The following is a 21,738-nucleotide window of genomic DNA, read 5'->3' as shown; positions in this document are numbered from 1 at the left end:
AAAAACCGCTGGAGAAAACATGACATCGCAATTCGGCCCTTCCTACGTGCGCGCGATCGCGCCTTATATTGCCGGCAAGCCGATCTCGGAAGTGGCGCGTGAATTTGGACTGAACGAAGCGGACATCGTGAAGCTCGCGTCGAATGAAAATCCGCTCGGCATGCCTGAGTCGGCGAAGCTCGCGATGGCGAAAGCCATGGAGGAACTCGGCCGTTATCCGGACTCGAACGGTTTCGACCTGAAGGCCGCGTTGAGCGAGCGTTATGGCGTGCCGCCGGAATGGATCACGCTGGGCAACGGCAGCAACGACATCCTCGAAATCGCCGCGCATGCGTTCGTCGAGAAGGGGCAATCGATTGTCTATGCGCAATACTCGTTCGCGGTCTACGCACTTGCCACGCAGGGTCTGGGCGCGCGTGCGATCGTCGTGCCGGCCGTGAAGTACGGTCACGATCTTGAGGCGATGCTCGCTGCCATCGAAGACGACACGCGTCTCGTGTTCGTCGCTAATCCGAATAACCCGACGGGCACGTTTATCGATGGCCGGACGCTCGAGGCGTTCATCGCACGCGTGCCGCGTCACGTGGCGATCGTGCTGGACGAGGCGTACACGGAATATCTGTCGAAGGAGAAGCGCTACGATTCCATCGAATGGGTGCGTCGTTATCCGAATCTGCTCGTGTCGCGGACGTTTTCCAAGGCGTTCGGGCTGGCTGGATTGCGCGTGGGTTTCGCCATTGCGCAACCAGAGCAAACCGATCTGCTGAATCGCCTGCGCCAACCGTTCAACGTGAATTCGATGGCGCAAGCCGCCGCAATCGCCGCGTTGAAGGACACCGCATTCCTGGCAAAGAGCGCTGAGATCAACGCGGCGGGTTATCGCCGGCTGACTGAAGCCTTCGACAAACTCGGCCTGGAATATGTCCCGTCTGACGGCAACTTCGTGATGGTGCGCGTGGGTAATGACGACGCCGCCGGGCAACGCGTGAATCTCTCGTTGCTCAAGCAAGGCGTGATCGTGCGCCCGGTCGCCAACTACGGTTTGTTGCCGTGGCTGCGTGTCACGATCGGCTTACCGGAAGAGAACGACGCGTTTATCGCGGCGCTCGAAAAGTCGCTTGCGGAAACTGCCTGATTGTTTTGCCCGTGCGTTTCTGAAAAAGCACGGGCTGTTCCGATTGTTCACCCTCGCGCCGAAAGGCGCGTTTTTATCGATGTCTCGTGGCCGCGTTCTCTTTCAATAAAATCGTCATTTTTGGTGTCGGCCTGATCGGCGGATCACTCGCGCGCGCTTTGCGCGAACGTGCTGGCGCGACGGGCGAAGTCGTAGGCGTCGGGCGCTCGATAAAGACTGTCGAGCGCGCACTGGAACTCGGTGTGATCGATTCGGCTGTGTCTCTCGACGACGACCGCGCGCTGGAACTCGCGCTGCGCGACGCCGACTTCGTGCTCGTTGCCGCGCCGGTTGCGCAAACCGAGCCGCTGCTGCGGCGGATTGCGCCGTTTCTGGGCGTCAGTACCATCGTCACCGATGTCGGTAGCACAAAAAATGACGTCGTCGCGGCGGCGCGTGCGGCGCTGGGCGAACGCGCTGCGCAGTTCGTGCCCGGCCATCCGATCGCCGGCCGGGAATCAAGTGGACCGGACGCCGCAATACCTGATCTCTATGTCGATCGCAATGTCGTGCTGTGCCCGTTGCCGGAGAATTCGCCGGATGTAGTGGAGCGCGTCGCCGAGATGTGGCTTGCGACCGGCGCGAGCGTGCATCGAATGACTGCCGAGCAGCACGACAGCGTGCTCGCGTCGGTGAGCCATTTGCCGCACGTGTTGTCGTTCGCGCTGGTCGAGATGATTCTGCAAGCGCCCGACGCGGCGCTCAAGTTTTCGTTCGCCGCCGGCGGGTTCCGCGATTTCACGCGGATCGCGGCGTCGAGTCCGGAAATGTGGCGCGACGTGTGCATCGCGAACCGGACGGCGCTGTTGACCGAAATCGACGCGTATACCAACGTGCTGGCGCGTTTTCGCGAGGCCATCGACACCTCCAACGGAGCCGCGCTCGAAGCTGCCTTCGAGCGCTCGCGTACGGCGCGAACTGAATGGCAACATGGCGGCGCGATCAAAGCCGCCGACGAATCCGCGCAATAATTCGCGCAATAGCTAACTGGACTTAATCATGGAACACCTCGATCTCGGACCTTTTTCGCGTGCGTCCGGCACGGTCCGACTGCCCGGGTCGAAGAGCATTTCTAACCGCGTCCTGCTGCTTGCCGCGCTGGCTGAGGGCGAGACGGTAATCACGAACCTGCTCGATTCCGACGACACCCGCGTGATGCTCGCGGCGCTCAATACGTTGGGCGTCGAGGTGAAAAACGATGGCGAGCGCTGTGTCGTGAAAGGCACCGGCGGTCGCTTTCCGGTGAAATCGGCGGAGCTCTTTCTCGGTAATGCAGGCACCGCGGTGCGTCCGCTCACGGCTGCGCTCGCGCTGAACGGCGGTGAGTATCGCGTGCATGGCGTGCCGCGCATGCACGAACGGCCGATCGGCGATCTCGTCGACGGCCTGCGCCAGATTGGCGCAAAGATAGATTACGAAGCGAACGAGGGTTTCCCGCCGCTGCGGATTCACCCGGCTGACATTGCCGTCGATCAACCGATCCGCGTGCGTGGCGACGTCTCCAGCCAGTTCCTGACCGCGTTGCTGATGAGCTTGCCGCTGGCGCGGAACACACGCGGCCCGATTGTCGTGGAAGTGGACGGCGAGCTGATTTCGAAGCCGTATATCGACATCACGATCAAGCTGATGGAGCGTTTCGGGATGACCGTCGAACGCGACGGCTGGAAGAGTTTTACGCTGCCGGCCGGCGCGCGCTACGCGTCGCCGGGCACGATCGCGGTGGAAGGCGATGCGTCGTCGGCGTCGTATTTCCTCGCGGCCGGCGCGCTGGGCGGCGGTCCGCTGCGAGTGGAAGGCGTGGGCCGCGCGAGCATCCAGGGCGACGTGAATTTCGCGGATGCGCTGATCCGCATGGGCGCGAACGTCATGCTGGGCGATGACTGGATTGAAGTGCGCGGCGTGGAATCCGACGACGGCAAGCTGATGGCCATCGACATGGATTTCAACCTGATCCCGGACGCCGCCATGACCATTGCGGTGGCCGCGCTGTTCGCCACCGGCACGACCACGCTGCGCAATATTGCGAGCTGGCGCGTGAAGGAGACGGACCGGATTGCCGCCATGGCCACGGAGCTGCGCAAGGTCGGCGCGACGATCGAGGAGGGCGCGGATTACCTGGTGGTCACGCCGCCGGCCGCGTTGACGCCGAATGCCGCTATCGACACCTACGACGATCACCGCATGGCCATGTGTTTCTCGCTCGTGAGCCTGGGTGGCGTGCCGGTGCGTATTAACGACCCGAAATGCGTCGGCAAGACCTTCCCCGATTACTTCGAGCAGTTCGCCAAGCTCGCGAAGGCCTGATGGCCATGACTAATATAAATATCGTGATGAAAGCCCCGACCCCGCGCGCAGCCGCTCGCCGATCCGGACGTCTCCGATGAAACCCACTCGTCCCTTTCACCAGACTCCGGTTATCACCATTGACGGCCCGACGGCTTCGGGCAAAGGCACAGTCGCCGCATCAGTCGCCGCCACGCTCGGCTTCCATTTACTCGATAGCGGCGCGCTGTACCGGCTCACCGCGCTCGCGAGCACGCGCTACAACATTGAACCCGAGGACGGCGACGCGCTCGCCGAACTCGTCGCAACACTCCACATCACGTTCCGGGAAGGCTGCGCGCAGCTCGACGGCGTGGATGTATCGACGGAAATTCGTGCCGAGGAAATCGGCAACCGCGCATCGGCGATTGCCGTCCACGGCCAGGTTAGGACAGCGCTGATTGCGCGCCAGCGTGCGTTCCGCAAGCCTCCGGGGCTGGTTGCCGACGGCCGCGACATGGGCACCGTTATTTTTCCCGATGCAACGCTCAAGGTGTTTCTCACGGCCAGCGTTGAAGCGCGGGCTGCGCGGCGGCATAAGCAATTGATACAAAAAGGCTTTTCTGCTAATATGGAGGACTTGCTGAGAGATTTGCGCGAGCGGGACGCACGGGACAGTAACCGTGTAGCCGCGCCGCTCAAGCCTGCAGTGGACGCGAAGACGCTGGACACCTCCGGGTTATCCATCGACCAGGCGGTCGATCAGATCATCGGTTGGTTTCAGTTGATTTAATGCAATTCGCGTGGTGTTCGTTGCAATTTTGTTGCAATTGCTGGAAAAAGCCACCATTTGGCGGCTTTGTTTTGGAGCTCCATGAGAAACATGGAGCGTGTTTTAACCCCTCAACCCCGTGTGGCACTCGCCTTTTTTGTCATCGGCCCGAACAGTTCGGGCAGGCATCGCGAAGCAGCTGCGCAACTATAGATTTTTATGTCCGACCTGCAAACATCTACCCCGATTACCGAATCTTTTGCGGCTCTGTTCGAAGAGTCGTTGACCAAGCAGGACATGCGTGCGGGTGAAGTTATTTCCGCCGAAGTCGTGCGCGTCGACCACAATTTCGTGGTCGTCAACGCTGGTCTCAAGTCCGAAGCCTACATCCCGCTCGAAGAGTTCCTGAACGACGCGGGCGAGGTAGAAGTGCAGGCGGGCGACTTTGTTTCCGTGGCTATTGACGCCCTGGAAAACGGTTATGGCGACACCATCCTGTCGCGTGACAAGGCGAAGCGTCTGGCTTCGTGGCTGTCGCTGGAAAAAGCGCTCGACAACAACGAACTCGTGACCGGCACGATCACGGGCAAGGTCAAGGGCGGCATGACCGTCATGGTCAACGGCATCCGCGCGTTCCTGCCGGGTTCGCTGGTTGATACGCGTCCGGTCAAGGACACGACCCCGTACGAAGGCAAGACGCTTGAATTCCGCGTGATCAAGCTCGACCGCAAGCGTAACAACGTTGTGTTGTCACGCCGCGCTGTGATCGAAGCTACCCAAGGCGAAGAGCGCGCAAAGCTGCTCGAAACGCTGAAGGAAGGCGCGATCGTGGAAGGCGTGGTCAAGAACATCACGGACTACGGCGCATTCGTGGACCTCGGCGGTATCGACGGCTTGCTGCACATCACGGACATCGCATGGCGTCGTGTGCGTCACCCGAGCGAAGTGCTGTCGGTTGGCCAGGAAGTTACCGCGAAGATCCTCAAGTTCGACCAAGAGAAGAACCGCGTTTCGCTGGGTATCAAGCAACTCGGCGACGATCCGTGGGAAGGCATTTCCCGCCGTTACCCGTCGGGCACGCGCCTGTTCGGTAAGGTTACGAACATCACCGACTACGGCGCATTCGTCGAAGTGGAATCGGGCATCGAAGGCCTGGTCCACGTGTCGGAAATGGACTGGACGAACAAGAACGTTGCACCGTCGAAGGTTGTGCAACTTGGCGACGAAGTCGAAGTCATGGTTCTCGAAATCGACGAAGACCGCCGCCGTATCAGCCTCGGCATGAAGCAGTGCAAGCCGAACCCGTGGGACGACTTCAGCCGCAACTTCAAGAAGGGCGACAAGCTGGAAGGCGCCATCAAGTCGATCACCGACTTCGGCGTGTTCATCGGTTTGCCGGGCGGCATCGACGGTCTGGTTCACCTCTCGGACCTGTCGTGGAGCGAAACGGGCGAAGAAGCTGTTCGCAAGTACAAGAAGGGCGACGAAGTCCAGGCTATCGTTCTGGGCATCGATGTCGAGAAGGAACGCATTTCGCTGGGTATCAAGCAACTCGAAGGCGATCCGTTCAGCAACTTCGTGGCAATGAACGACAAGGGCGCGACGGTTGACGGCGTGGTCAAGTCGGTTGACGCGAAGGGTGCAGTCGTGACGTTGACGGCAGACGTGGAAGGTTATCTCCGCGCGTCGGAAATCGCTCAGGACCGCGTGGAAGATGCTCGCAACGTGTTGAAGGAAGGCGACAAGGTCAACGCGATGATCATCAACATCGATCGCAAGTCGCGTGGCATCAACCTGTCGATCAAGGCCAAGGATTCGGCTGAGCAACAGGAAGCTATCCGTGGTCTGGCTTCGGCTGACTCGAGCACGGCTGCAACCGGCACGACGAACCTTGGCGCGCTGTTGAAAGCCAAGCTCGACGGCCAGAACGGCTAAGCCGCAAGGCACTGCTGCAGCATGACCAAATCGGAATTGGTCGCCCAACTGGCGCTGCGATTTCCGCAACTTGTTCTTAAAGATGCGGATTTCGCGGTGAAGACGATGCTCGATGCGATGTCGGACGCTTTGGCCAACGGCCATCGCATCGAAATTCGCGGCTTCGGCAGTTTCGGCCTCAATCGTCGACCGTCGCGCGTTGGACGCAATCCCAAGTCGGGGGAGAAGGTGCTGGTACCGGAGAAATTCGTACCTCACTTCAAGCCGGGCAAGGAGTTGCGCGAACGGGTAGACGGCCGCGCGGGCGAGCCGCTGAAGCAGTCGAATGAAGCGGACAGCGACGAAGACGACGATGCTTGACGTGCGTCCGAGTTCACCCCGCATCAAGCGGCTGTCAGCCAGAGGCAAATGACCGGAAAAAGCACCCGCAAGGGTGCTTTTTTTATGCCTCGACCAGATGCACGCTTATAGAATTGCCGCCCTGCACGTTCGTTCGTTTATATTATTTTTTGTGTCATCGTAAGGCGGTAAATTGCCGCAAACCTCCTGCTGATCGGCCTAACGTCCAAGCCGTTGCGCATTGCCTCATACGCTTCAATTACAATACCGGACGCCAACGACCAAGGCAGCGTGGCCCACGCTTTGCGTCCCTCGGGGGATATCGCGTGGAATATCGGTGTCATACCCGCCGCCCGCGTTGCCTCCTGCGTCGTTCCGCTATTGCCGTCAAAGAGACCCTTATGAAATTTTTTGTCTGGCTGATCCGTGTACTGGTTTTCGTGCTCCTGCTCGTGCTGGCGTTGGCCAATACGCAAAGCGCGACGCTCAATTTTCTCGCCGGCTACTTCTGGCAAGCACCGCTGATCCTGATCGGCCTGGCGTTTTTTGTCGTCGGTTTGCTGGCTGGACTGCTCTCGTCGCTGCCGTCGTTATTTCGCCTGCGGATGGAAAATGCCCGGCTCAAACGCGAACTGCGCACGGCGCGCGATGCCCCCGTCGTGCCGATGGAACCGCCTATGCCGCCGCTGATCTGATCTGATCTGACTGGCCCAGCGCCAGTGCGGCCGGGTGCCCGCTTCTGGCACCGCGCGCTGGCCCTTAACCCTTTCCAAGAATTCGCATGGATTTAGACTTCTGGTGGCTGCTTGTCATTCCGGTCGCGTTCGCTCTCGGCTGGATTGCATCGCGCTATGACCTGAAAACGCTGCTGTCCGAAAACGCGAATCTGCCGCGCTCGTATTTTCGCGGCCTCAATTTCCTGCTGAACGAGCAACACGACAAGGCCATCGACGCCTTTATCGAAGTTGCGAAGCTCGATCCTGAAACCATCGAATTGCACTTTGCGCTCGGTAATCTCTTTCGCCGCCGTGGTGAGACGGATCGCGCCATTCGCGTGCATCAGAACCTGCTGAGCCGGGCTGATCTGCCCGTCGCCGAACGCGATCACGCGCTGTTCGAACTCGGCCAGGATTTCCTGAAGGCGGGTCTGCTGGATCGCGCCGAGGAAACGTTCCGGTCGCTCGAAGCGGGCGAATATGCGCTCGGCGCGCAACGGGCTTTGCTGACCATCTACGAGATCGAGAAAGACTGGAACAAGTCGATTGCAACCGCTGGCCGTATCCAGGAAATGGGCGCGGCGACGCTTGAAAAGGAAGTCGCCCATTTCTATTGCGAACTCGCGCAGGAGGCGCTGCAGCGTAAGAACCCGACAGACGCCCGCGCGGAACTGAAGCTTGCGCTCGCGGCCAATCCCGACAACGTGCGCGCGACCATCCTGGTTGGCGATGTGGATGCCGCCGGGGGCGATCTGGAGTCGGCCATCACGTGCTGGCGTCGCGTGGAAGAGCAGAACGCGGCTTATCTGCCGTTGGTGGCGGAAAAGCTGGTGCAGGCTTACGAACAACTCGGCCGCACGGCTGAAGGCGTCGATTTGCTGGTTGATTACGTGAATCGCTATCCGTCGAACGATCTGCTCGACGTGGCGTTCAAGCACGTCTCCCAATTGCGCGGAATGGACGCGGCCCACGCGCTTGCGCGGCAACAGATGCAGACATCGCCGAACGTTGCGGGCATGACGCGGCTGCTGGAAGCGCAAGTGGCCACGGCCGAGGAACCGCGTCGCAGCGAACTCGAACTGATGCGCACGCTCGTCAGGCAACGGACCAAGAACCTGCCGCGCTACACGTGTCAGAATTGCGGTTTCCGCGCGCGTCTTTTTTACTGGCAATGTCCTGGCTGCAGTGGCTGGGAAACTTATGCGCCACGCCGCGTCGAGCCGATCACCGCATCCGTCTGAATGCGGATTGCGTGACCACCGACTCACGTGCGTCCTTCGTGACCCGGTCCACCCAGGACGAGCAACGTTTGACACGATCGGACTCCGCGGCCGTTTTGGCCTGATTCAACGACCATCACCGGTTTCTCCGGAACGCTTATGAAAATATCCATCATCGGGACGGGCTACGTCGGACTAGTGACCGGCGCGTGCCTCGCTGAAATTGGCAACGACGTGCTGTGCCTGGACGTCGATGCACACAAGATCGACATCCTCAATAACGGCGGTGTGCCGATCCACGAACCGGGCTTGCACGAGATCCTGAAACGGACGCGCGCTGCCGGTCGCATCCGTTTTTCTACTGATATCAAGGAAAGCGTCGAGCACGGCGAGATCCAGTTCATCGCGGTGGGAACGCCGCCGGACGAGGACGGTTCTGCCGACTTGCAGTACGTGCTCGAGGCTGCGCGCAACATCGGGCGTTATGCAAACGGCTTCAAGGTGATCGTCGATAAATCGACGGTTCCGGTCGGCACAGCCCAGCACGTGCGCAACGTGGTTGAAGAGGAACTGAGGGCCCGCGGAATTGAGTCGACGGGGAGGAACGGTTTTTCGGTTTTATCGAATCCGGAATTCCTGAAGGAAGGGGCGGCTGTTGACGACTTCATGCGCCCCGACCGCATCGTGCTCGGTGTTGACGACGACGAAGCTGGCGAGATTGCCCGCGAGAAGATCAAGCACCTCTACGCGCCGTTCAACCGCAATCACGAGCGTACGCTCTATATGGACGTGCGTTCGGCAGAGTTCACGAAGTACGCGGCGAACGCCATGCTCGCCACGCGTATCTCGTTCATGAACGATTTGTCGAATCTCGCTGATGCCGTGGGTGCGGATATCGAGGCGGTGCGTCGTGGTATTGGTTCGGACCCGCGTATCGGGTATCACTTCCTGTACGCCGGTTGCGGCTACGGCGGTTCGTGTTTCCCGAAGGACGTGCAGGCGTTGGCGCAGACGGCGCGTGAGAACGGGCACCGGTTGCGGATTCTCGAAGCCGTGGAAGAAGTGAACGATCTGCAAAAGGAAGTGCTTGTCGGCAAGATCACGAAGCGCATGGGCGAAGACTTGCGCGGCCGTACGTTCGCCGTGTGGGGCCTCGCGTTCAAGCCTAATACCGACGATATGCGCGAGGCGTCGAGCCGCCGGCTGATTGGCGCGCTGCTTGAGCGCGGCGCGACGGTGCGCGCGTATGACCCCGTGGCGCTGGCGGAAAGCCGCCGCGTGTTCGCGCTCGATCTCGCCGATAAACCGCAGCAACTCGAACGCCTGCATTTTGTCGATTCACAAAAGGACGCGTTGCCCGGCGCGGACGCCCTCGTGATCGTGACCGAGTGGAAGGAGTTCAAGAGCCCGGACTTTGCGCATCTGAAGAGCGAGCTCAAGATGCCGGTCATTTTCGATGGCCGCAACCTGTACGAACCCGAAACGATGGCGGAACTCGGCATCGACTATTTTGCAATAGGACGTCCCCATGTCGAACTCCCTGTCGCCTGATGCTGCGGTGCCCGTTGGCGCTTTAAACGCTCCCGTTGCGCCGGTTCCGCGTGCGCGCATAGCGTCGGCGCGTGTGCTGGTGGTCGGCGACGTGATGCTCGACCGTTATTGGTTCGGCGATGTGAACCGCATCTCCCCGGAAGCGCCCGTGCCGGTCGTCCATGTGCAGCGTAAGGAAGACCGGCTTGGCGGTGCGGCAAACGTGGCGCGCAACGCGGCTGCCTTGGGCGCGCAGGCGGGCTTGCTGTGCGTGGTCGGGCATGATGAGCCGGGCGAACGCATTGTGGAATTGCTGGGCGAGAGCCGGGTCACGGCGTTCCTTGAGCGCGACCCCGAATTGCTCACGACCATCAAGCTTCGCGTGCTGTCGCGGCAGCAACAACTGTTGCGAGTCGACTTCGAAAATACGCCGACTCACGAAGTCCTGAGCGCGTGTCTCGCCCGGTTTGAGGCACTCTTGCCGCAACACGATGTGATCCTGATGTCGGATTACGCGAAAGGCGGTCTGACCCATGTGACGCAAATGATCGCGGACGCGAAGCGGGCCGGCAAACCGGTGCTGGTCGACCCGAAAGGTGACGACTGGGACCGGTATCGCGGCGCTACGCTGATCACGCCGAACCGCGCGGAGTTGCGCGAAGTAGTTGGGCGCTGGAGCTCGGAAGAAGATCTGCTCGCACGCGTAACGGCGCTGCGCGAGTCTCTCGATCTCGGCGCGCTACTGCTTACCCGGTCGGAGGAAGGCATGACCCTCTTCACCGCTGGCCAAGTGGTCCACACGCAGGCCGATGCGCGTGAAGTGTATGATGTTTCGGGTGCCGGCGACACGGTTATTGCAACCGTTGCAACCATGCTGGGTGCGGGTGTGCCGCTGGTCGACTGTATCGCTTATGCCAACCGTGCAGCGGGAATAGTTGTCGGGAAGCTGGGCACGGCGACCGTCGACTACAACGAACTTTTCGCCTGACATTTCGGCTGACTTAGCGGCTAAAACCACCATGACAATCATCGTTACCGGCGCCGCCGGGTTTATCGGCAGCAACATCGTCAAGGCGCTCAACGAGCGTGGCGAGCAACGTGTGATCGCCGTCGACAACCTCACGCGCGCCGACAAATTCAAGAATCTGGTCGATTGCGAAGTCGACGATTACCTCGACAAGACCGAATTCGTCGCGCGCTTTAAACGCGGTGACTTCGGCAAGGTCAGAGCGATTTTCCATGAAGGCGCGTGTTCGGACACAATGGAAACCGACGGCCGCTACATGATGGACAACAACTTCCGCTATAGCCGTGACGTACTGGATACGTGCCTGGAGCAGGGCGTGCAGTTCTTGTATGCGTCGTCGGCGGCGGTGTATGGCGGATCGAGCGAATTCGTGGAGCGTCGCGACGTTGAGAAGCCGCTGAACGTGTACGGCTATTCGAAATTCCTCTTCGATCAGATCGTGCGCCAGATCCTGCCGAAAGCACGTACCCAGATTGCTGGTTTCCGCTACTTCAACGTGTATGGGCAGCGCGAGAATCACAAGGGCCGCATGGCGTCTGTTGCGTTCCACAACTTCAACCAGTTCCGAGCCGAGGGCAAGGTCAAGCTCTTCGGCGAGTACAACGGGTATGGCGCGGGCGAGCAGACGCGCGATTTCGTGTCGGTGGAAGACGTGACGAAGGTCAATCTGCACTTCTTCGATCATCCGGAGACGTCGGGTATTTTCAACCTGGGCACGGGACGCGCACAGCCGTTCAACGACATTGCGTCGACGGTGGTGAACTCGCTGCGGGCAATTGATGGCGAAGCGCCGTTGTCGCTGGCGGAATTGGTGCAGCGTGGCTTGATTGAGTACATTCCGTTCCCTGACGCGTTGCGCGGCAAGTACCAGTGCTTCACGCAGGCTGATCAGTCAAAGCTGCGCGAGGCTGGGTATGACGCACCGTTTCTGACGGTTCAGGAAGGTGTCGACAGATACGTGCGTTGGCTATTCGGTCAGCTATAAAAGCATTCTCTATCTTCATACACTGGGTCTCCCGGTCAGCGATCATCGCGGGCCGGTTTTCAAGGGAGACTCACATGATCAAGAAACTTCTCGCGGCGTTCACGCTGGCTGTATCGATTGGTTCGGCGTTCGCCGCCGTAGATATCAACAACGCCAATTCCGATGCGTTACGCGGCATCAAGGGCATTGGGCCGGCCAAGGCGAAAGCCATCCTTGATGAACGCGAAGCACACGGTCCGTTTAAAGACGCGGCCGAGCTGAGCAAACGCGTCAAGGGCATGGGCGGCAAGACGGTTGAGCGCTTGCAGGCCGAAGGGCTGACCATTGGACCGGCCGGGACGCCAGCGGCGGTTGCCGGTGCCAAGCCGGTTGCTGGCGCAGTCGTCGTCAAGAAGTAACGCGGTATGGCGCATCGGTCGGCGCGCCGGTCGACTTGATGCGCCCTGGGGGTTTCGTTCGCACTCGGGGTTCTGTTTGGCGGGGGTTGGGTGGGGTTGATGCCAGGGTTCAGGGTTCGTGGTCGGATTCAGTGCCGGATTGCTGCTTTCGGCCTTAGTGGTCTGCATAAGTCGGATATTCTCTTTATCACTATTAGCCACTGTGCGTGGCGGCACGTCATTTCTTTGTCCAAAGCGACAAAGAAACGAAGCAAAGAAAACGCTTTCAAACCGCGCTACCCTAAGTGTCCACAGCGTGCAGTTCCCATTCATGGGTGCCCCAAAAGCACGGTGCTCGCCAGAACTGCGGGTGTGTGAACCCCTCTTTCTCCGAACACGGATACCCACACGCTTCGCCACCAGTGACTGAACCTGCCCAAGGAACACCCCGCGCTATCCGCGTAAAACCATCCTCCAAATTTGTATGTATGCCGAACCAAGTCGCCAACCGGCCTCGAAATGGAGCCGCAAGGTGTGTCAGGCCGTACCCCAAAAAAAACAACCGTGCTCGCCATGCCGCTAACCCGCCAAGACATGGAGCAACAAATACGCGTGATGCCGTGCGGGTTCCTTGGCAATGGTGCTTGCCCGAGAGCGTTGGGGGCGAAGCGTGTTCGTGTCAGGATTCGCGAGAAGGAGGGGTTCACACATCCGAGGCTCTGGCGAGCACCGTGCTTTTGGGGCACCCATGAACAGAAACTGCACGCTGTGGACACTTAGGGTAGCGTGGTTTGAAAGCGTTTTCTTTGCTTCGTTTCTTTGTCGCTTTGGACAAAGAAATGACGCGCCGCCACGCGCAGTGGCTAATAGCGATAAAGAAATTAGGTAACCTAAGCAGGCCGCTAAGGCCGAAAGCAGCAACCCGGCACTGAATCCGACCGCAAACGCAGGAACCTGGCAACCCGGCATAGACCCCGCCCGCTAACCTGAAACCTGGCACCCCAGCATAGACCCCGCTCCCAACCCCAAACCCCCGCCCAAAACCCCAAAGTGCGAACGAAAACCCCTGGGCTACAATCAACAGCTTATCGACCGCAGCAACCCCACGACCGCTATGGCTTACAAGACTATCGAAGACACCATTGGCAACACGCCGCTGGTGCAACTGGTCCGCATCCCGGACGACGAAATCCGCAGCCGCAACAACGTGATCCTCGGCAAGCTCGAGGGCAACAACCCGGCGGGTTCGGTGAAGGACCGTCCGGCACTTTCGATGATCAAGAAGGCGGAAGAGCGCGGTCGCATCAAACCGGGCGATACGCTGATCGAATCAACAAGCGGCAACACCGGTATTGCACTCGCCATGGCCGCAGCCATTCGCGGCTACAAAATGGTGCTCCTCATGCCGGAAGACCTGTCGATCGAACGTCGCCAGAGCATGGCAGCCTACGGCGCGCAAATCGTGCTCACGCCAGTCACCGGCGGCATGGAATACGCCCGCGATCTCGCCGAGCAAATGCAGCGCGACGGCAAAGGCATCATCCTCGACCAGTTCGCGAATCCGGATAATCCGCTCGCCCACTACGAGACAACCGGCCCGGAACTCTGGCGCGACACCGAAGGCCGCATCACGCATTTCGTGTCTGCCATGGGCACGACCGGCACCATCATGGGCGTGTCGCAATATCTGAAAGAACAGAACGCGAACATTGAGATCATTGGGGCGCAACCGGAAGAAGGCTCGCGCATCCCTGGCATCCGCAAATGGCCCGAGGCCTATCTGCCAAAAATCTTCGATCGCAGCCGCGTGGACCGCACGGAAAACGTCAGTCAGGCTGCATCCGAAGCAATGGCGCGGCGGCTGGCATCGGTGGAAGGCATTTTCTGCGGGATTTCCGCTGCCGGCGCGTGCGAAGTAGCGTTGCGTGTGGCGCGCCAGGTCGAGAACGCAACCATCGTGTTCGTCGTCTGCGATCGCGGTGACCGCTATCTGTCGACGGGCGTGTTTCCGGCCTGAGACACAAGTGCAAAGTCAGAAGCACAAACAAAAAGCCCGGTGTCGACCGGGCTTTTTGCATAGTGCGGGAGTCAAAGACGCTTGACGGCTACGTCATTGCGACGCTGAACCGCCGCCATTTCCCGCTGCCATTTGCGCCTTCACCGCTTCGCCAAGCTGATACACAGCGAGTGCATAGAAGAAGCTGCGGTTGTAGCGCGTAAGCACGTAGAAGTTCTTCAAGCCGAGCGTGTATTCGGTCGGTCGGCCCGGCGTCGGCAAGTCGACGACCGTCACTGGCGTGCCCGCTTCGGCCGCGATGTTGAGCCCCGGTTCGCTCATCAGCATGCCGGCTTTCGTGAGCTGGGCGAGCGACCAGTGCGGCTCAGGTTGACCATCCGCGGCAGCTTGCGCAATACCCTGGCTGCCCGTGTCGCCGGCAATCTTCCAGACCACCGGCCGTCCCGATTCCCAGCCGTGCTTGCTCAGATAGTTCGCGACACTGCCGATGGCATCGGCGGGACTGTTCCGCAAATCGATGTGGCCGTTACCGTCGAAATCCACCGCGTACTGCACGATGCTGCTCGGCAGGAATTGCGGAATGCCGATTGCGCCGGTGTACGACCCGAGCACGGTGGTTGGATCGATTTGCTGGTCGTGCGTCCACACCAGCAGATCCTCGAGATTCTTGCGGAAGGTCGCTTGCCGTTCCGCGCGGTTCGGCGTGTTGGGATAATCAAAGGTGAGCGTGGTCAGCGCATCGAGCGCGCGGAAGTTACCCATGTACCGGCCATAGATTGTCTCCACGCCAATAATCCCGACAATCGCCTCGGGCGGCACGCCGTACTGATCCGATGCGCGCTGCAAAGCGGCCTGGTTCGCGCGCCAGAATTTCACGCCGGCGGCAATGCGTACTGGCTCAATAAAACGCGCCTGATACGCGCGCCAGTTCTTGGTGGCTGGCGTGGGCGACGGCAGGACCAGTTTCACTGCGGTTGCCGAATAACTTACGCGATTGAACAGGTCGTGCAGGGCGGCGGAATCGAAGTCGTAACGCGCAACCATATCGTTAATGAACGCGTCCACATTCGGATTGTTCGCGTAACGCTGCGGCACGATCTCTTCTTCGAACATCTGCCCTTGCACGGGTGCGGATTGCGGCTGCGATTGCGCAACTGCCTGGCCGATACTGAATGTGCCAAGTGCGCAAACCAGGCCGGCGATGGTGGCGAGGCGCGCGGTTCGCACCGAAAGAGGCAAGACGGTCGAAGCAAACTTGAAGTTCATAGTGTGCGTAATTGTGGCGATGTAACGCGAGGCGCGCTGGAAAACGAGCAGGGCATACGAGAGTCGGACCAGTATAACCGACGCGTTTTCGGGACCATCCCGAAAGCCTTGTGAGCGGGCGCGGACGCTGCAAAAGCGTTGCTGGTCGGCCGCACCATTTCCAGTGTGGTAACTTAACAATAACCCGCGCGGTGCGGCGTTCGGCCGCTAGCTGGTGCACGGCAGGAAGGGGCTCGCACCGCGCCCGACAAAAACATCTGAACCATACGAGACACGCGGTACGGCACGCCCGGCTGCGCAACCCATCATGGCTACCGGCTTTTATACCCATCCAGATTGCCTTCTTCACGATATGGGTCCGTGGCATCCCGAGTGTCCCGCGCGCCTTCAGGCGATCGAGGATCAGTTGATCGCAAGCCGTATCGACACCCTGATCGAGCGCGAAGAAGCACCGCTCGCGAGTGAAGAGGACCTGGCGCGGGTTCATACGCAGGCGCATATCGACTTCGTGAAGGAGACTGCGCCATCAGTGGGCCGCGCGGAGATTGACCCGGATACGCTGATGTCGCCGGGCTCTTACCACGCCGCATTGCGCGCCGCAGGCGCCGCGGTCGCCGCCACCGACGCCGTGATCGCCGGCACCTACGACAACGCGTTTTGCAGCGTGCGGCCGCCCGGACATCACGCGGAGCCAGCGCGCGCGATGGGCTTCTGCTTCTTCAACAACATCGCGATCGCCGCGCGACACGCGCTGGAGGTGCATGGGCTAGAGCGTGTGGCTATCATCGATTTCGACGTACATCACGGTAACGGCACGGAAGCCGCATTCTCGGGCGATCCGCGCGTGCTGATGTGCAGCTTTTTCCAGCACCCGTTCTATCCGTACAGCGGCGCTGATAATCACGCATCGAACATGGTCAATCTGCCGATGCCCGCGCGTACGAAAGGCATGGCTGTGCGCGAAGCCGTTGACATGATGTGGCTGCCCAGACTCGATGAATTCAAGCCGCAGATGATCTTCGTCTCCGCAGGTTTCGATGCGCATCGCGAGGATGATCTCGGCAATATGGGGCTGGTCGAGGACGACTACACGTGGCTGACCGAGCAGATCCGTGCGGTGGCGAAGCGGCACGCCAAGGGCAGGATAGTGAGCAGTCTGGAGGGCGGGTACAACCTGTCGGCGCTGGGGCGAAGCGTGGTCGCGCATGTGCGCGCGCTGGCCGACATCTAAGCCGCTGCGCTTATGGCGAGACTCGCTGCGAGCCCGTAACCTTACATGCGCGAACGCTGAAGGTCCGCACGTACAAGCGTCCAGTCGATCAGCGCCTTGATCACACGATCGCGGTCGAGATCGTTGAGCGTCTCGTGATAACTGCCTTCCAGGATCAGCAGGGTGCTGTCGGTAGAACCGGTGTTGGCTTCGAACTCGCGACTGCCGTCGGGGTTGGTGAGCGCGTCCTTCGTGCCATGAAACACGAACAGCGGCAGGTTGATCGACGTGCGCTTTGCAGCGATACGGCGCATGGCGGCGACAATCTGCGACGCCGTTCGGGCCGGTATAGCCCGATGATGCACCAGCGGATCCCGCCGGTTCGCCTCGACCACGCCGTGCGCACGGGACAACGCGGCTGGATCAATGGTCAGCGCGGGAAAACGCGGCATCAGCGGGCTGATCAGGCCGCCCAGCTTGAGCTTCCAGCGCGGCGCGTCGGCCGGCGGTTTGAGCGCGGCGCTCGACAGGATCAGCCCGGCCAGCTCCCGGCCGCTTTCCGGCAGGCGCTCGGCGGCATACAGCGCTGCAATTGCGCCACCCATGCTATGCCCCATCAGGAACAGCGGGATCTTGAGCGGCGCGGTGGTGTCGGCGGCGTTGAGCAGGGCATCGGTGTCGAGCAGATAGTCGTCGAAGGATTCGATCCACACACGCTCGCCGGGAGACTTGCCGTGGCCACGCAGATCCGCTGCAATCAATTCGATGCCCGCCGCGTTCAGGCGCAGCGCGAAGGCGTCGTATCGGCGTGCATGCTCGGCCAGCCCGTGCACCAGCGCGATTCGCGCCAGCGGTTTGGGGAACGTGGCGGCGGCTTGCCATCGATGAAGATGAAGGTCGATGCCATCGGCGGTGGCAATACTGCTGGTCGAATACGTGCTGTGCGGGGTTTTTGGCATGGCCAGTCGGCAAAATCGGGATGCCGCAGATGATAGTCCTCATGCGCCTGCCCGCCTTGCAGCATGTCTGGAGCAAAAGGGTCATAAGAATGACTAGCGGAAAAGTCGCGAATGTGCCGTTTAGAGCGCAATCCCCGATTGTCATCCATGCTGTTCTACCCGTAAAATCGAACGATCGTGCTGTAAAAATTAAACGTCTACTGATTGTGCAGAGTCTGAGGGGGTCCTTTGTAGTCCGCCGTTAGCATTCGGCGGCGGGAGTCACTCGTTATAATGGACTTGGGATGATGTATTCGTAACTTAGGAGCGTGTGCATGAAAATCTTGGTGCCAGTCAAACGCGTGGTCGACTACAACGTGAAAGTCCGGGTGAAGCCGGATGGCAGTGGAGTGGACATCGCGAACGTGAAGATGTCGATGAATCCGTTCGATGAAATCGCTGTGGAAGAAGCCGTGCGCTTGCGCGAAGCGGGCGTGGCGACCGAAGTGATCGCGGTGTCGTGCGGCGTGACGCAATGTCAGGAAACGCTGCGTACCGCGCTGGCGATTGGTGCCGATCGCGCGATCCTGGTCGAATCGACTGAGGAATTGCAGCCGTTGGCGGTGGCGAAGATTTTGAAGGCGCTGGTCGATAAAGAGCAGCCGCAACTGATTATCCTCGGCAAGCAAGCCATTGACGATGACTCGAATCAGACGGGTCAGATGCTCGCTGCGCTGGCCGGTTTGCCGCAAGCCACGTTCGCCTCGAAGGTGACAGTCGCCGACGGCAAAGCCACCGTTGCGCGTGAAGTCGATGGCGGCTCGGAAACGCTGTCCCTGACGTTGCCGGCCGTGGTTACCACGGACTTGCGCCTGAATGAGCCGCGTTACGTGACGCTGCCCAATATCATGAAGGCCAAGAAGAAGCCGATGGAAACGCTCAAGCCCGCAGACCTGGGTGTCGACGTTACGCCGCGCCTGAAGACGCTCAAGGTTGCTGAACCGCCGCAGCGCTCCGCAGGCGTGAAGGTGCCGGACGTGAAGACGCTGGTCGAGAAGTTGAAGACCGAAGCCAAGGTTCTGTGAGGGAGTTTCCAAAGTGACCATTCTTGTAATTGCAGAACACGACAACACGTCGGTCAAACCAGCGACGTTGAACACCATCGCAGCGGCCCAGAAGATCGGCGGCGATATCCACGTGCTGATCGCCGGTTCGAACGCGCAAGCGGCGGCCGATGCAGCGGCGAAGATTGTGGGAGTAGCAAAAGTGCTGCTTGCTGATGCCCCGCAACTCGCCGATGGCCTGGCAGAAAACATCGACGGAACGGTGGTGCAGATCGCGAAGAACTACTCGCATATCCTGGCACCGGCGACCCCGTACGGAAAGAACATTGCACCGCGTATTGCGGCGCATCTGGATGTGGCGCAGATCAGCGACATCACCGCAGTGGATTCGCCTGATACGTTCGAACGCCCCATCTACGCGGGCAACGCCATCGCTACCGTTCAATCGAGCGATGCGATCAAGGTCATCACGGTCCGCACCACGGGTTTCGATCCGGTGGCGGCAGAAGGCGGCAGCGCATCGGTAGAGAAGATCGAAGCAACGGCCGACACGGGTATCTCGAAGTTCGTGAGCCGCGAGTTGACGAAGCTGGACCGGCCGGAGCTGACGTCGGCAAAGATCATTGTGTCGGGCGGACGGGGTTTGGGCAGCGGCGAGAACTACACGAAAGTGCTGGAACCGCTGGCGGACAAACTTGGCGCGGCGCTGGGCGCATCGCGTGCGGCAGTCGATGCGGGGTTCGTGCCGAACGATTATCAAGTCGGGCAAACCGGCAAGATCGTGGCGCCTAACTTGTACGTCGCGGTCGGTATCTCGGGCGCGATCCAGCACTTGGCCGGGATGAAGGACTCAAAGGTCATCGTCGCGATCAACAAGGACGCGGAAGCACCGATCTTCGGTGTGGCGGACTATGGCCTCGTGGGTGATTTGTTCACGGTGGTGCCAGAACTCGTGAAAGAACTTGGCTGATCGTTCCTAGAGCCATCGGCTGGGGAAAAGCAAGACCGCAAAAAAGGGGCGACATACGTGCGCCCCTTTTCACATCTGTTGGGGGAGACAAGACATGAGCTATAGAGCACCCGTCAAGGACATGCTGTTCGTGATGAAGGAACTAGCCGACATAGAATCCATCGCGGCGTTGCCGGGTTTCGAGGACGCCAGTCTCGACACCGCACAGGCCGTGCTCGAAGAAGCCGCGCGCTTTAACAACGAAGTCGTCGCGCCGTTGAACTTCGAAGGCGACAAGAACCCGAGCTTTTGGAAGGACGGCGAAGTCACGACCACGCCCGGTTTCAAGGAAGCATTCCGCCAGTTCGGCGAGGGCGGCTGGCAAGGCGTGCTGCATCCGGTCGAGTATGAAGGCCAGGGCTTGCCCAAGCTGATCGCAACGCCCTGCATCGAAATGCTGAACGCGGCGAACCTCTCGTTTGCGCTGTGCCCGCTGCTTACCGATGGTGCTATCGAAGCATTGCTAACCGCTGGGACCGAGGAACAGAAGCAGCTCTACGTGCCCAAGCTGATTTCCGGCGAATGGACCGGCACGATGAACCTCACCGAACCGCAAGCCGGTTCCGATCTTGCGCTGGTCCGCACACGCGCCGAGCCGCATGGCGACGGCACGTTCAAACTCTTCGGCACGAAGATTTTCATCACTTATGGCGAGCACGACATGGCGAAGAATATCGCCCATCTTGTGCTGGCGCGTACGCCCAACGCGCCCGACGGCGTGAAGGGCATCTCGCTCTTTATCGTGCCGAAGTTCCTGGTTAATGAAAACGGCACGCTCGGTGCTCGCAACGACGTGCATTGCGTATCGATCGAACACAAGCTCGGGATCAAAGCGAGCCCGACAGCCGTGCTGCAATTCGGCGATCACGGCGGCGCGATTGGCCAGTTGATCGGTGAGGAAAATCGCGGGCTGGAGTACATGTTCATCATGATGAACGCCGCGCGCTTCGCGGTCGGGCTGCAGGGCGTGGCGGTGTCGGAGCGGGCGTATCAGAAGGCCGTCGCGTTCGCGAAGGATCGCGTGCAGAGCCGGCCGGTCGATGGCTCCGCCAAACAGCCGGTGTCGATCATTCATCACCCCGACGTGCGCCGCATGCTCTCCACCATGCGCGCGCTGACCGAAGCGTCGCGTGCGCTCGCTTACGTCGCGGCGGCGCATTGCGACCTTGCGCATCATCATCCCGATGAGGCCGCGCGCGCCAGCCATCAGGCGATCTACGAGTTTCTTGTGCCGATCGTGAAGGGCTGGAGCACGGAGCTTTCCATCGACGTCGCGAGCCTTGGCGTGCAGGTTCATGGCGGCATGGGGTTCATCGAGGAAACGGGCGCGGCGCAGTATTACCGCGACGCGCGCATTCTCACCATCTATGAAGGCACGACCGCGATCCAGGCTAATGATCTGATCGGCCGCAAGACCGTGCGTGACGCCGGAGCGACGGCGCAGGCGATTTTCGCGCAGATCGATCAGACCATCGCGCAACTAGCCGGGCGTGACGGGCAGGCGTTTAGTTCGATGCATCGATATTTGAGCGCGGGAAGCCTCTCGCTGGCACGCGTGGTCGAGTTCATGGTGGCCAAGGTGAAAAGCGACCCGAATGCGGTCTTTGCCGGCAGCGTGCCGTATTTGAAGCTGGCGGGCATTGTGTTCGGTGGGTGGCAAATGGCGCGAGCACTGCTGGCAGCCTCAGACAAGCGCGCTGAAGACGAAGCGTTTTATGGCGCCAAGATCGCCACCGCCCAGTTCTTCGCGGAGCATATTTTGTCGCAAGCACCGGGCATTGAAGCATCGATAGTCAGCGGCAACGGGCAGGAAGGGTATCTCGCGCTGAGCGAGGATCAGTTCTGATTCGCTGCGTTAAGCGGGGCCATGAAAAATGCCGTCCCTGACGAAAGTCAG

At 60.3% G+C, this 21,738-nt stretch carries 19 protein-coding genes; 17 read left to right on the top strand and 2 right to left on the bottom strand.

Going from position 1 to position 21,738, the window contains the following annotated elements; translation table 11 throughout:
- The first annotated feature begins 19 nt into the window (after positions 1 to 19).
- The 13 genes from hisC (at position 20) to cysM (ending at position 14,354) form a co-directional block, all read left to right on the top strand.
- Positions 20 to 1,135: a histidinol-phosphate transaminase gene (gene hisC / locus SBC1_RS12595; RefSeq protein ID WP_165092252.1), complete on the top strand. Its 1,116-nt coding sequence runs from the start codon at positions 20 to 22 to the stop codon at positions 1,133 to 1,135.
- An 86-nt stretch (positions 1,136 to 1,221) separates the two neighbouring features.
- Entirely contained in the window at positions 1,222 to 2,145 is a 924-nt protein-coding gene (locus SBC1_RS12590; RefSeq protein WP_165092251.1) for a prephenate dehydrogenase/arogenate dehydrogenase family protein, read from the top strand.
- Between the two features lie 28 nt (positions 2,146 to 2,173).
- Positions 2,174 to 3,478 (top strand): 3-phosphoshikimate 1-carboxyvinyltransferase, encoded by a 1,305-nt coding sequence (gene aroA, locus SBC1_RS12585; protein WP_165092250.1) that lies wholly within the window; start codon positions 2,174 to 2,176, stop codon positions 3,476 to 3,478.
- A gap of 76 nt (positions 3,479 to 3,554) precedes the next feature.
- Positions 3,555 to 4,229: a (d)CMP kinase gene (gene cmk, locus SBC1_RS12580; RefSeq protein ID WP_165987835.1), complete on the top strand. Its 675-nt coding sequence runs from the start codon at positions 3,555 to 3,557 to the stop codon at positions 4,227 to 4,229.
- 198 nt (positions 4,230 to 4,427) lie between these two features.
- Positions 4,428 to 6,143: a 30S ribosomal protein S1 gene (rpsA, locus tag SBC1_RS12575; protein WP_031361047.1), complete on the top strand. Its 1,716-nt coding sequence runs from the start codon at positions 4,428 to 4,430 to the stop codon at positions 6,141 to 6,143.
- A 21-nt stretch (positions 6,144 to 6,164) separates the two neighbouring features.
- Positions 6,165 to 6,503, top strand: coding sequence for an integration host factor subunit beta (locus SBC1_RS12570; RefSeq protein WP_165092248.1), 339 nt, complete (start codon positions 6,165 to 6,167; stop codon positions 6,501 to 6,503).
- A gap of 380 nt (positions 6,504 to 6,883) precedes the next feature.
- Positions 6,884 to 7,177: a lipopolysaccharide assembly protein LapA domain-containing protein gene (locus SBC1_RS12565; protein WP_165987833.1), complete on the top strand. Its 294-nt coding sequence runs from the start codon at positions 6,884 to 6,886 to the stop codon at positions 7,175 to 7,177.
- An 86-nt stretch (positions 7,178 to 7,263) separates the two neighbouring features.
- Positions 7,264 to 8,439, top strand: a complete 1,176-nt coding sequence (gene lapB / locus SBC1_RS12560; protein ID WP_165987831.1) for a lipopolysaccharide assembly protein LapB — start codon at positions 7,264 to 7,266, stop codon at positions 8,437 to 8,439.
- A gap of 138 nt (positions 8,440 to 8,577) precedes the next feature.
- A complete protein-coding gene (locus SBC1_RS12555) occupies positions 8,578 to 9,969 on the top strand; it encodes a UDP-glucose/GDP-mannose dehydrogenase family protein (RefSeq protein ID WP_165092245.1) in 1,392 nt (463 codons plus the stop codon).
- A complete protein-coding gene (gene rfaE1, locus SBC1_RS12550) occupies positions 9,947 to 10,936 on the top strand; it encodes a D-glycero-beta-D-manno-heptose-7-phosphate kinase (RefSeq protein WP_241201939.1) in 990 nt (329 codons plus the stop codon). The genes SBC1_RS12555 and rfaE1 overlap by 23 nt, the downstream gene beginning before the upstream one ends.
- Before the next feature lie 31 nt (positions 10,937 to 10,967).
- Positions 10,968 to 11,960 carry an ADP-glyceromanno-heptose 6-epimerase gene (gene rfaD / locus SBC1_RS12545; protein WP_165092244.1) on the top strand — a complete coding sequence of 331 codons (993 nt, stop codon included), beginning with the start codon at positions 10,968 to 10,970 and terminating at the stop codon, positions 11,958 to 11,960.
- 74 nt (positions 11,961 to 12,034) lie between these two features.
- Positions 12,035 to 12,358, top strand: a complete 324-nt coding sequence (locus SBC1_RS12540) for a helix-hairpin-helix domain-containing protein (protein WP_165092243.1) — start codon at positions 12,035 to 12,037, stop codon at positions 12,356 to 12,358.
- A 1,093-nt stretch (positions 12,359 to 13,451) separates the two neighbouring features.
- A complete protein-coding gene (cysM, locus tag SBC1_RS12535; protein ID WP_165092242.1) occupies positions 13,452 to 14,354 on the top strand; it encodes a cysteine synthase CysM in 903 nt (300 codons plus the stop codon).
- Positions 14,355 to 14,447: 93 nt separating this feature from the next.
- Here the strand turns inward: cysM and mltB are convergent, their stop codons facing one another.
- Positions 14,448 to 15,620, bottom strand: coding sequence for a lytic murein transglycosylase B (gene mltB / locus SBC1_RS12530; protein ID WP_165092241.1), 1,173 nt, complete (start codon positions 15,618 to 15,620; stop codon positions 14,448 to 14,450).
- A gap of 307 nt (positions 15,621 to 15,927) precedes the next feature.
- On the opposite strand from mltB, the gene SBC1_RS12525 reads away from it, so the two are divergent.
- Positions 15,928 to 16,851, top strand: a complete 924-nt coding sequence (locus SBC1_RS12525; RefSeq protein WP_165092240.1) for a histone deacetylase family protein — start codon at positions 15,928 to 15,930, stop codon at positions 16,849 to 16,851.
- 41 nt (positions 16,852 to 16,892) lie between these two features.
- On the opposite strand, the gene SBC1_RS12520 is transcribed toward SBC1_RS12525, so the two are convergent.
- Positions 16,893 to 17,789, bottom strand: coding sequence for an alpha/beta hydrolase (locus tag SBC1_RS12520; protein ID WP_165987829.1), 897 nt, complete (start codon positions 17,787 to 17,789; stop codon positions 16,893 to 16,895).
- A gap of 314 nt (positions 17,790 to 18,103) precedes the next feature.
- Here SBC1_RS12520 and SBC1_RS12515 point away from each other — a divergent pair, with 314 nt between their 5' ends.
- From SBC1_RS12515 to SBC1_RS12505, 3 genes are all read left to right on the top strand, one after another.
- On the top strand, positions 18,104 to 18,853 hold the full coding sequence (locus tag SBC1_RS12515; RefSeq protein WP_165092238.1) for an electron transfer flavoprotein subunit beta/FixA family protein: 750 nt from the start codon (positions 18,104 to 18,106) through the stop codon (positions 18,851 to 18,853).
- A 13-nt stretch (positions 18,854 to 18,866) separates the two neighbouring features.
- Positions 18,867 to 19,802 carry an electron transfer flavoprotein subunit alpha/FixB family protein gene (locus SBC1_RS12510; protein ID WP_165092237.1) on the top strand — a complete coding sequence of 312 codons (936 nt, stop codon included), beginning with the start codon at positions 18,867 to 18,869 and terminating at the stop codon, positions 19,800 to 19,802.
- 94 nt (positions 19,803 to 19,896) lie between these two features.
- A complete protein-coding gene (locus SBC1_RS12505; RefSeq protein WP_165987827.1) occupies positions 19,897 to 21,687 on the top strand; it encodes an acyl-CoA dehydrogenase in 1,791 nt (596 codons plus the stop codon).
- The last annotated feature ends 51 nt before the right edge of the window (positions 21,688 to 21,738 follow it).

The sequence above is a fragment of the Caballeronia sp. SBC1 genome (assembly GCF_011493005.1).
Taxonomy (GTDB): domain Bacteria; phylum Pseudomonadota; class Gammaproteobacteria; order Burkholderiales; family Burkholderiaceae; genus Caballeronia.
The sequence above is the reverse complement of the archived record's forward strand: the minus strand, read 5'-3'. Positions and strand labels throughout refer to the sequence as shown.